The sequence below is a fragment of the Faecalicatena contorta genome, from assembly GCF_021531995.1.
GTDB lineage: Bacteria > Bacillota > Clostridia > Lachnospirales > Lachnospiraceae > Dorea_A > Dorea_A contorta_A.
The window spans coordinates 1-9,260 of record NZ_JAFBIZ010000116.1; the positions used below are offsets into that span (position 1 = coordinate 1).

8 protein-coding genes are annotated in these 9,260 nt (G+C 42.8%); 6 read left to right on the forward strand and 2 right to left on the reverse strand.

Features of this window, described 5'->3' with window-relative positions:
- Nucleotides 1-148: 148 nt before the first annotated feature.
- On the reverse strand, nucleotides 149-1,024 hold the full coding sequence (locus JQM82_RS12930) for a response regulator (protein WP_235250775.1): 876 nt from the start codon (nucleotides 1,022-1,024) through the stop codon (nucleotides 149-151).
- Entirely contained in the window at nucleotides 1,021-2,292 is a 1,272-nt protein-coding gene (locus JQM82_RS12935; protein WP_235250777.1) for a sensor histidine kinase, read from the reverse strand. The genes JQM82_RS12930 and JQM82_RS12935 overlap by 4 nt, the downstream gene beginning before the upstream one ends.
- Nucleotides 2,293-2,547: 255 nt before the next feature.
- Between JQM82_RS12935 and sigK the strand changes: the two genes are divergently transcribed.
- The 6 genes from sigK to JQM82_RS12965 form a co-directional block, all read left to right on the forward strand.
- Nucleotides 2,548-3,117, forward strand: a complete 570-nt coding sequence (gene sigK, locus JQM82_RS12940) for an RNA polymerase sporulation sigma factor SigK (protein ID WP_235250779.1) — start codon at nucleotides 2,548-2,550, stop codon at nucleotides 3,115-3,117.
- Nucleotides 3,118-3,282: 165 nt separating this feature from the next.
- Nucleotides 3,283-4,818: a YifB family Mg chelatase-like AAA ATPase gene (locus tag JQM82_RS12945; RefSeq protein ID WP_235250781.1), complete on the forward strand. Its 1,536-nt coding sequence runs from the start codon at nucleotides 3,283-3,285 to the stop codon at nucleotides 4,816-4,818.
- A gap of 7 nt (nucleotides 4,819-4,825) precedes the next feature.
- Nucleotides 4,826-5,905, forward strand: coding sequence for a DNA-processing protein DprA (gene dprA / locus JQM82_RS12950; RefSeq protein WP_235250783.1), 1,080 nt, complete (start codon nucleotides 4,826-4,828; stop codon nucleotides 5,903-5,905).
- A gap of 38 nt (nucleotides 5,906-5,943) precedes the next feature.
- Entirely contained in the window at nucleotides 5,944-8,028 is a 2,085-nt protein-coding gene (topA, locus tag JQM82_RS12955; RefSeq protein ID WP_235250785.1) for a type I DNA topoisomerase, read from the forward strand.
- A 63-nt stretch (nucleotides 8,029-8,091) separates the two neighbouring features.
- Entirely contained in the window at nucleotides 8,092-8,874 is a 783-nt protein-coding gene (gene codY / locus JQM82_RS12960; protein WP_235250787.1) for a GTP-sensing pleiotropic transcriptional regulator CodY, read from the forward strand.
- Nucleotides 8,875-8,957: 83 nt separating this feature from the next.
- A partial coding sequence (locus JQM82_RS12965) for a hypothetical protein (protein ID WP_235250789.1) occupies nucleotides 8,958-9,260 on the forward strand: 303 nt, incomplete at its 3' end.

Below are 9,260 nucleotides of genomic sequence, written 5' to 3' on the forward strand. Positions count from 1 at the left end.
CTGTTATTGATGGTATCAATATATAAGACCAGTTTCAGAAAGTATCAAATTGTATCAGGATTGACGAAAAAAAACAGTATCAAATCTAAAAATTGTCACAATTCACAATTTTTCTAATTTGATACTGTTAAATCTGCCGATGAGATGATTAGTTGCTCATACAGTATACGGCAAGAGCATTCAGAAAATTTTTAATCTTCACATTACCATGTTTTTGGCTTTTTCCACGAATATAATCCATTTCTTTTCGTACCTGTTCAAAGTTGTACAGAGTATTGGAGTATTCTGTGAATATATCATTGCTGTAATCTTCAATTCCAAGATGTGCCAGATTCACCATTCCGGTGCTTGCAGTACGGCGGATGCGCTGTTCCATGGATTTGGGTGAGTCACTGAACTTACTGCAGAGTTCATTCAGTGTTAAGTCATCTATCTGGTTCGGATTTTTAACCAGGTAATTTACGATCATAATAATATCCCTGCTTCCAATATCTCCAATGATTCCCAGGCGCTGAAGGATCGTCCGGAGGGTACCGGAACATTCGTCTTCTGATCTTGCAGAAGCAGAGCTGCCACGCAGATCTGAATCTGAAAAGTGTTCCTGATTGACTGGTGACAGATTCAGGATATTCTGCATCTGTGCCATCGTCCGTTTCAGAGAAATGGATTCGCATACCTGCAGGATGACTTTTTCTACTTCAATACTGTTGATAGGTTTCTGAATATAAAATTCAATGCCCGCTTCGTAGGCAGATGCAATCATTTCTTTGGAAGATACCTGGGAAAGCATAATGTATGCAGTATCTTTTAAAAGAGTTCTTGCCTGACGGATGAAAGCAATGCCATCCATTTCCGGCATGAGCAGATCAACGATCACGATATCCGGGCGCAGAAGCGGAAGATCTTCAAGGGCAGCCTGGCCGTCGGTGCTGGAGCCGCAGACGGTTCCGAGTTTCCGATCCTGAATAATCAGTTTCAAAATGTTACATATATTTTTATCATCGTCAAGACAATAGAATCTCATGCGATCTCTCCTTTCAGATTTTTTGTTGGAATTGTAATTGTAAAAGTGGTCTGTCCGGGGAAGGAAGTCAGTTCGATTTTTCCCTGGAATTGATTTTCAACAAGATCCTGTACCAGATTCAGTCCCAGACCACGGTTGATCTCTCCGGTGGAGTAGTTGATCTTTGTGGAAAAACCGGTTTCAAATATTTCATTGATGTATTCAGGAGCTATTCCGGGGCCGTGATCAGTGACGGTAAAGACCATATCGTTACCGAGAGTCTGCTGCAGAACCTGAATCCATGCTCTGGATTCATCAGCGGCTTCCAGTGCGTTGATAAAAAGGTTACGGAAAATAGACATCAGAGAGTAATGCTGACGGATATAGGGGTTGTCACCGCAGACAATATCCATCTGTAATTCCACATGGTGTTCTTTGGCAAGAAGCATAAGGGCATCTTTTAAAATTGCAAGCAGATCTTGAAGGTACATGCCGTCACTGGTCAATTCTTCGTTCAAAGCTTCTGAGATTCCACGCATGATCAGAAGATACTCTTTTTTGATCTCGTGAATATCTCTTGCAACATGAAGCGCCATAGAAGCAGTGCCAGACTCGTGGTCAGAGTCTTTCAGATGCTCATAGAGGGAGTACGCCGTACTCATGGTGCTTTCGATCAGAGACGTATTTTTACGCATCCATACGATTTCACCGTTCAGTTTTGAAATCAGAAGTACCAGACGCCGATAACGATCTTCGTGTTCCCGGTTCAGAAGAAAATGCCGGTAACGGTGAATGGCAGTAAGGATACACCAGATGACCAGAGTACGCAGGATTGCGATCAGAAGGATACTTCCCTGTGTTTTAAAGTGAAAAGCACCGCCGCCAAGTCTTACGATCAGTTCTGCAAGGTTTGCAGTGTAATCAATCAGAATCAGAGGAAGAAAAGCATGATTCTGACTCAGAGGATGCTCTGCGGAAAGCTTTTGATACAGGAAAAGCAGAAGACCATAACAGATAAAAAATACAGTTTCCGGAAGATAAGCTCTGGCGGTTCCGGTAAATTCCCCGTGGCAGAACCAGTAGAGGAGAGCACGGGAAATATATACACCAAATGCAGTGCAGAAAGTAACCGGAAGCAGAGGAAAAGAGTCCCTGAGAAACAGAAAAAGCGTAAAACATATGATAGCAAGAGAAATCTTAAAATCTGCGATAAAGAGATTCATACTCAACTGTGCAGTCAGTATAATGGAAAGACTGTAAAAAAGAATTTTCCCCAATTGTTTTTTCATAACATATCCCCAATCCGGCACCGGTGTCAGCCGATGCAATTTCTTTATTACCGGGAGGCCGCCAGACATCGGTGACCGACATTTTTCCCTAAGTTATATATACTATAACCTTTTTTTGGTGGTTTTGCATAGAAAAAAATCATGGAAAAGCACAAAAAGACAAGATTTTTCATAGACTATATTAAATACGCCAAGAGGTGCTTCTCCTTGAAATCATTTCCACAACCTCTTACAGCTGCGGAAGAAAGGTATTATATGCAAAAGTATACGGAGGGCGATCTTGAAGCAAAGCATATCCTGATTGAACGAAATCTGCGTCTTGTGGCTTATATTGTGAAGAAATATCAGTCTGCAGCGGACGACATGGAGGATCTTCTGTCTATCGGAACGATCGGGCTGATCAAGGCGGTAGTTACGTTTGATTCCGAAAAAAGTGTAAGGCTTGCGACTTATGCAGCCCGCTGTATTGAAAATGAGATTCTGATGTATCTGAGAACAAAAAAGAAAATATCCAGAGAAATATCTCTGTATGAACCGATCGGTACTGATCGGGAAGGAAATGAGATTCACTTATTTGATGTGATTGAAACACAGGAGAGTGATGCATATCGGAAAGTTGAATTGAAAGATGATGTCCGCAAGCTGTATCAGCGAATGGAATCAGAACTGTCACAAAGGGAACGTCTGGTACTTAAGATGCGGTATGGGTTATATAATGAGGAGGAGTATACACAGCGGGAGATTGCCAGACAGTTGGGCATCTCTCGTTCTTATGTTTCAAGGATCGAGAAAAGTGCGATTGAAAAGCTGCGGGGATATTTCTGAAAATATGTTGACACTGAAGAAAGATTGGGATAAGATAAATGCACATTTTATGAAGAAGTCTTTATCTTGATCCAAATCTTTCTTCGGCAGATCTATATGACCGGTTCGGTCGTTTTTCCTGAGAATATGAAAGAAATATAAAAGAGAATAGAAGGAGGAATGTGTATGGCATTTAGTACAGTATTGTCTGCGGCAATACAGGGCCTTGGTGTGGAGATGATTCGTGTGGAAGCGGATGTAAGCAATGGCCTGCCAGGGGTTCATATGGTTGGCTATCTTTCATCGGAGGTGAAAGAAGCGTCAGAGAGAGTGCGTACAGCAATGAAAAATTCCGGGTTTCAGATTCCGGCAAAAAAGATGGTGATTAATCTTGCACCGGCAACCGTGCGTAAGAAAGGAGCATCATTTGACCTGCCGATTGCATTGTCCGTGCTTGCGTCATTGGAATTGATTCCAGGGAAGAAGCTGGAACATGTACTTGTGGTTGGGGAGCTGAGCCTGGACGGGAAAGTCAGGGAGGTTCCGGGAGTACTTCCAATCGTCATGGAAGCAAAAAGACAGGGATGCCACACCTGTATTGTTCCTGCAAAGAATGCAAGAGAAGGTGCACTGATAGATGATATCTGCATTCTGGGCGCAGAGACTCTGGAAGATATCTGCAGACATATCACCGGGCATGCAGAGATAAAGCCGGTGACGGGAAAAAACTGGACATCCGGTATGAAAGCCCATATAGATACGGTTGATTTTGCGGATATCTGCGGTCAGGAGATGGTAAAGCGTGCTGTGGAGATTGCTGTGGCAGGAGGACATAATTTTTTGATGGTCGGGCCCCCGGGGAGCGGGAAGTCCATGATCGCTAAAAGGATTCCTACGATTCTTCCGCCGCTTTCGCTGGAGGAGAGTATGGAGATCACGCAGGTGTACAGCGTGCTGGGACTGATTAATGAAGAGTCCCCTCTGATTGCAGGCAGACCCTTTCGAAGTGTGCATCATACGGTGACAAAAGCAGCTCTGATTGGCGGTGGAAGTGTCCCAAGACCCGGAGAAATCAGTCTCGCACATGGAGGTGTACTGTTTCTGGACGAGCTGGCTGAATTTCAGAAACCGGTTCTGGAAGTACTGAGACAGCCTTTGGAAGAGCGTGAGATCAAACTGGTAAGAACACATGGGAATTATACATTTCCGGCAAATTTTATCCTGGCAGCGGCCATGAATCCATGTCCCTGTGGTAATTATCCGGATATGGGAAGGTGTACATGTACATCCGGGGAGATCCAACATTATCTCGGTAAGATCAGCCAGCCATTTCTGGATCGGATAGATATCTGCATGGAGACGCCGAGGATCCGCTACGCGGATCTGAATGCAAAGTCGCCACAGGAAAGCTCCGGAGTAATACGTGAAAGGGTATGTGCCGCAAGAAAGATACAGGAAAAGAGATATCAAGGGAGCGGAATACTGACGAATGCAATGTTGGAAGTGAAAATGCTGGACGAGTACTGTACGCTTGGACCGGCAGAAAAAGAACTGATGGAACAGGCCTATTATGCACTCGGCCTGACTGCCAGGACTTATCATAAGATCCTGAAAGTGGCAAGAACAATCGCAGATATGGATGAAAGCAGCAGGATCAGAGAAGTCCATCTGAAAGAGGCAATCGGCTATCGAACCCTGGATAAAAAATACTGGAGGAGGTAATGAACGGATGATGTATGAATTCTGGCTTGCATCGGTACGTCCACTGACGGACGGGAAAAAGAAAAAATTACGGGAAGTATATAAATGCGCAAAAAATATATATTATATAGAAGAAAAAGCATTAAAGAAACTGGATTTTCTGAAAGAACAGGATGTATATACGTTATGCATTGCGAAGAAAGATAAGAACCTGGAATGGAGATGGAAACAGCTCGAAAAAAAGCAAATCCGATTTGTTCCGTATTTTTCAGAAGAATATCCGCAAAGGCTTACCAGACTTTCAGATCCACCGTATGCATTATATGTAAAAGGCGAGCTCCCGCAGGATGATGTATATACGGCTGCAATTGTCGGAGCGAGAAGGTGCAGTCCATATGGAGAAGAGATGGCGCTGGAGTATGGAGAAAGCCTGGCAAGAGAAGGGATTGCAATTATCAGTGGTCTGGCAAGAGGTATTGACGGTGCGGGACAGAGAGGGGCGCTGAATGGTGGGGGTAAAACATATGGAGTCCTGGGATGTGGAGTGGATGTCTGTTATCCGAGAGAACATATCGGACTTTATATGGATATTCAGAAGCAGGGAGGAGTTCTGTCAGAACGTCTTCCGCAGGAGCAGCCGCTTCCGGCTTATTTTCCTGAGAGGAACCGTATTATCAGCGGCCTGTCGGATGTTGTACTTGTTATGGAGGCAAAAGAAAGGAGCGGCTCTCTGATCACAGCAGATCTGGCGCTGGAACAGGGAAAAGATATATATGCGCTTCCCGGGCCGGTTACAAGTGCTCTGAGTACAGGATGTCATCGACTGATCAGACAAGGGGCAGGGATTCTTCTGTCACCGGAAGATCTTCTGGAAGAATTGAATATAGGAAACAGAAAGCATGGACAAAAAAATCACAAAAATAAAAAAGTGCTTGAAACTGCTGAAAATATGGTGTATAGTTGCCTTGATTTGTTCCCAAAAGGAATCAGTCAGTTGACAGAGGAGACACATCTTTCGCCACAAGAACTTATGGAAAGACTGATTACGCTGGAAATCAAAGGATATGTCAGAGAGGTATCTCAGGGATATTACATAAAGGTCCGGTGACAGGGCCAACAGGGAGTTATAATGGAGGAAGCAAGTTTATGGCACGCTATCTGGTAATCGTGGAGTCACCTGCGAAGGTGAAGACAATAAAAAAATTTTTAGGAAGCAATTATGTGGTAACCGCATCCAATGGTCATGTTAGAGATCTGCCCAAGAGCCAGATGGGAATTGATGTGGAACATGATTATGAGCCTAGATATATTACGATCCGAGGAAAAGGAGAAATACTTGCCAATCTTCGAAAAGAAGTAAAAAAAGCAGATAAGATCTATCTTGCAACTGACCCGGACCGTGAAGGAGAAGCGATTTCCTGGCATCTGAGTCAGGCGCTTAAGCTGGAAGGGAAAAAGGTATATCGTATCAGTTTTAATGAGATCACAAAAAATGCAGTCAAAGCATCTTTAAAAAATCCAAGAGAAATCGATATGGATCTGGTAGATGCACAGCAGGCGCGCCGTATCCTGGATCGAATCGTTGGATATAAGATCAGTCCGCTGTTATGGGCCAAGGTAAAGAGAGGATTGAGTGCCGGACGTGTACAGTCTGTGGCTCTTCGTATCATTGCGGACCGGGAAGATGAGATCAATGCATTTATTCCGGAAGAATACTGGACACTGGATGCTAATCTGAAGGTAAAAGGTGAGAAAAGGCTTCTGACTGCGAAGTTTTACGGAACGGAAAAGAAGAAGATGACGATTTCATCCAAGGAAGAACTGGATAAAATCATAGAAGAGATCGATCAGGTTGAGTATTCTGTATCTGACATCAAAAAAGGAGAACGCATCAAAAAAGCACCGGTGCCGTTTACTACCAGTACTTTGCAGCAGGAGGCTTCAAAAGTCCTGAACTTTGCTACGGCAAAGACCATGCGGATTGCGCAGCAGCTCTATGAAGGAATTGACATTAAGGGAAATGGAACGGTCGGACTGATCACATATCTTCGTACAGATTCAACCCGTATCTCTGATGAAGCAGATGCAAATGTCCGCAGTTATATCGGTGAGTGTTTTGGAAATGAATATGTAGCAGCAGGGGAAGCCAGAAACGGTAATGAGAAAAAGATTGTGCAGGATGCACATGAAGCGATTCGTCCAACGGATGTTATACGTACTCCGGCTGCAATGAAAGATTCTCTGACCAGAGATCAGTTTCGTCTGTATCAGCTGATCTGGAAACGCTTTGTGGCAAGCAGAATGCAGCCTGCACGATATGAGACTACTTCTGTGAAGATCGCTGCGGGAGAATATCGTTTTGCAGTAACCGCATCCAAGATTGCTTTCGAAGGCTTCCGTGCTGTATATACAGAAGCGGAAGAAGAAAAAGAACAGAATAATGTTCTGCTGAAAGGTCTGGATATGGATTCTGTTTTAACAAAAGAAAGCTTTGACATGAAACAGCATTTTACGCAGCCGCCGGCGCATTATACAGAAGCGGCGTTGGTCAAGACGTTGGAAGAGCTTGGAATCGGACGTCCAAGTACTTATGCGCCGACAATTTCGACGATCATTGCACGAAGATATGTTGCGAAAGAAAATAAGAACCTGTATCTGACAGAAATAGGGGAAGTTGTCAACAATATCATGAAACAGTCATTTCCAAGTATCGTTGATGTCAACTTTACGGCGAATATGGAAAGTCTTCTGGATGGTGTAGCAGAAGGTAAAGTAAAATGGAAGACGATCATTGAGAATTTTTATCCTGATCTTGAGGAAGCGGTTGAAAAAGCAGAAAAAGAGCAGGAACAGGTAAAGATTGAAGACGAAGTTACGGATGTGGTTTGTGATCAGTGTGGAAGAAATATGGTGATCAAATACGGACCGCACGGACGATTTCTTGCATGCCCGGGATTTCCGGAATGCCGCAATACGAAGCCTTATCTGGAAAAGGTCGGGGTTGCCTGCCCAATCTGTGGAAAAGATGTTGTGATCCGTAAAACAAAGAAGGGCAGAAAGTATTACGGATGTGAGGATAATCCGGAGTGTGAATTCATGTCCTGGCAGAAGCCGTCAGTAAAAAAATGTCCGCGTTGTGGAAAATATATGGTAGAGAAGGGGAATAAGCTTCTTTGCAGTGACGAAAAATGCGGGTACGTAGAAAATAAAGAAATTAAGAATTATAATTAGGAAAATTCATTGAATGTTAGAGAATTGTATGATAATATACATTCATAGGATGGAGGAATGTAAATGGGCGTACAATTGTTAGATAAAACCAGAAAAATCAACAAATTACTGCATAATAATAATTCGAGTAAAGTAGTATTTAATGATATCTGTGAAGTACTCACAGAGATTCTCGATTCAAACGTGTTAGTAATCAGTAAGAAGGGAAAGGTGCTTGGGGGAAGTAAATGTAAAGATGTTCCTTATATTACAGAGCTGATTGAGAAAGAGGTCGGAAAACATATTGATGAAATGTTGAATGAACGTCTTCTCAGCATCTTATCCACAAAAGAAAATGTAAATCTGCAGACACTGGGATTTTCAGAAGAGGCAGTAAAAGGATGTCAGGCAATCATTACCCCTATTGATATTGCCGGTGAAAGACTTGGAACACTGTTCATTTATAAGATGAACACCATGTATGAAATTGATGACATTATTCTCAGTGAATATGGTACCACAGTTGTAGGGCTGGAAATGTTAAGATCCGTAAATGAAGAAAGTGCGGAAGAGACCAGAAAAGAGCATATTGTTCAATCGGCAATCAGCACGCTGTCTTATTCAGAGCTGGAGGCAATCATTCATATCTTTGATGAATTGAACGGTACAGAGGGAATTCTTGTAGCAAGCAAGATTGCAGACAGAGTTGGAATTACAAGATCTGTGATTGTTAATGCTCTCCGTAAATTTGAAAGTGCAGGGGTAATTGAATCCCGCTCTTCTGGAATGAAGGGGACTTATATCAAGGTTGTGAACGATTATGTATTCACAGAATTGGAGCGTATCAAAGCAGAACGCATGAAATAAGCCTGAGTAAAAGGGCTGTTGCAAAATTATCTGTTTGCAGCAGTCCTTTTTGTGCATTAGAACGAAGGAGGGCCGGAAAGATTATGTATGAGAATTGTCATGCAACTTTGAGGATACACAGAATGATATTAAAAGACAGTTTTTTTGACCGCTGTCATTATTCATGTAAGGTGATTACGTATCGTCCGGAGGAAGAATGTATATACTTATTATCGGAAGGGACAGAACTTACGGCGTTTTCTCTTGATGGACTGTATGAATGTCGGATAGAAGATCAGAATTGCATGAATATCTGTAAAGGAATGATCCGGGAAAGATACTGGAACAAACAGGGAAAGGTTATCAAGTTCCAGATTCAGAATGGATTTTATAAAAAAGTTCTAAAC